Here is a 1,781-nt window from a genome sequence, read left to right on the forward strand (position 1 = left end):
GAAAGGGCAGCTTCGGCTGCCCTTTTTGCGTTTTAGCCCCGGTGTACGGTATCAGTCGAATTGGCCTTTGATATACTGGCGCTCCTATCTCAAAGGTGACTTATGGTCGATCTTCCGCTATTTCCACTGCCGGTTGTGCTGTTTCCAGGAACACGTTTGCCGCTACAGATTTTTGAGCCCCGCTATCTGAGGATGGTAAAGGAGGCGATGAAGAGCGAGAGTGGATTTGTGGTGGTCCAATCGTTGCCTGATAAGCTTAACGCTGGGGCTGATCAGTCATTTTGTTCCGTCGGTTGTTATGGTGAGATTGCCGACTGGCATCCGTTATCGAATGATCTGTTGGGTATTGAGCTGGATGGACTTCGTAAAGTCATGATCCATAGCCATCGCGTAGAGGCGGATGGTTTACTGATTGGTCAGTGTGAATACCTTGCCGCTGATCAGCAGACAACCGTGGCAGAAAAACATCAGGCATTGGTGCAGTTGCTTAAGGATCTGCAAAAGCACCCTGTGATTGAGATGGTCGGGTTGGATATAGATTACTGTAATGCCACTGAGGTGGGTTATAAACTGGCTGAGTTTTTGCCCTTCAGTCCGGCAGAGAAACAGCTATTGTTAGAAAGTGATGATGCTCTGTTACGCCTTGATGCAATCCAGTCATTGTTACAGCAGTTAGGTGGAAAATGAGCGATCTAAAACAACTATTGGCAACAGCACTGGATAATCGCAGTGAGCTGTTGTCATCTCTGCATAATGAAAATACAGATTGTTATCGTCTGTTTCATGGCACGAACGAAGGCATGCCTGGGTTGACGGTGGACCGATACGGTCCCCAGTTGCTGATACAGAGTTTCCATGAACCGGTATCCGACGTGAATTTGGCTGAAATTGAGCAGCAATGTGCTTCGATTTTTTCACCAGAAGAGGTGGTCTATAACGACCGCAGCGCAAAGAACTCCAGACGTAGCGATGACAGCCGGCTGTTACGATCTGAATACGTAGGACAAGAGTTAGGCGTCAATTACCGCGTACGTGGTAAGCATGAGGGACAGGACCCGCTGCTATTTCTTGATATGCGGGCAGGACGACGCAAGATATTGGAGCTGGCAGAAGGTAAATCGGTACTTAACCTCTTTTCCTATACCTGTGGTGTGGGTGTCTGTGCCGCAAAGGCGGGCGCAACAGCGGTGGTCAATGTGGATTTCTCAACGCGTAATCTGGATGTCGGTCGGGAAAATGCCGAGTTGAATGCCATCGATGATGCCCGGATTGAGTTTGTGCAAAGTGACTTTTTTACTGCGGCGAAGCAATACGCCGGTATCCCCGTCAAACAGCGCGTACGTAGAGGCCAGAAGCCGCGACCGTTTCCTCGAATTGATGAGCGGCAGTTTGATCTGGTCTTTCTGGACCCTCCGCGTTGGGCAAAAAGTCATTTTGGCACGGTGGACCTGATTCGTGACTACCCCAGTGTTCTGAAACCCTCTCTGTTAGCGACTCAAGAGGGCGGTACACTGATTTGTACCAATAACGTGGCTAAGGTTGACCTTGATGAGTGGCTTGCTGTGGTGCGGCGCTGCGCGGATAAGGCCGGTCGTCCTGTGCGGGACTATGAAGTTATTACGCCAGAAGTTGACTTCCCGTCACCCGATGGCCAGTTCCCGCTGAAGATTGTTGTGTTGCATGTGTGAGCGATGGCAGCTCTTTAGGGCTGCCACTTATATTGCCGCAACGGTACTTTTCCTCGGATGAAAACAACTCCATCCGCTTCGAGTAAAGATCTC

At 50.0% G+C, this 1,781-nt stretch carries 2 protein-coding genes; both read left to right on the plus strand.

From position 1 onward, the window contains the following. Positions 1-102 precede the first annotated feature (102 nt). A complete protein-coding gene (locus ABYW01_RS20800; protein ID WP_372836442.1) occupies positions 103-687 on the plus strand; it encodes an LON peptidase substrate-binding domain-containing protein in 585 nt (194 codons plus the stop codon). Further along, complete coding sequence (locus ABYW01_RS20805) at positions 684-1,688, plus strand: class I SAM-dependent rRNA methyltransferase (RefSeq protein ID WP_372836444.1); 1,005 nt, start codon at positions 684-686, stop codon at positions 1,686-1,688. Before ABYW01_RS20800 ends, ABYW01_RS20805 begins: the two co-directional genes overlap by 4 nt. Positions 1,689-1,781: the final 93 nt, after the last annotated feature.

Source organism: Pontibacterium sp., from assembly GCF_041587635.1.
GTDB lineage: Bacteria > Pseudomonadota > Gammaproteobacteria > Pseudomonadales > Balneatricaceae > Pontibacterium.

What these genes read in the sequence shown, in the direction of transcription:
- ABYW01_RS20800 (WP_372836442.1), top strand. Translation starts at nt 103, where the DNA reads ATGGTCGATCTTCCGCTATTTCCACTGCCGGTTGTGCTGTTTCCAGGA.
- ABYW01_RS20805 (WP_372836444.1), top strand. Translation starts at nt 684, where the DNA reads ATGAGCGATCTAAAACAACTATTGGCAACAGCACTGGATAATCGCAGT.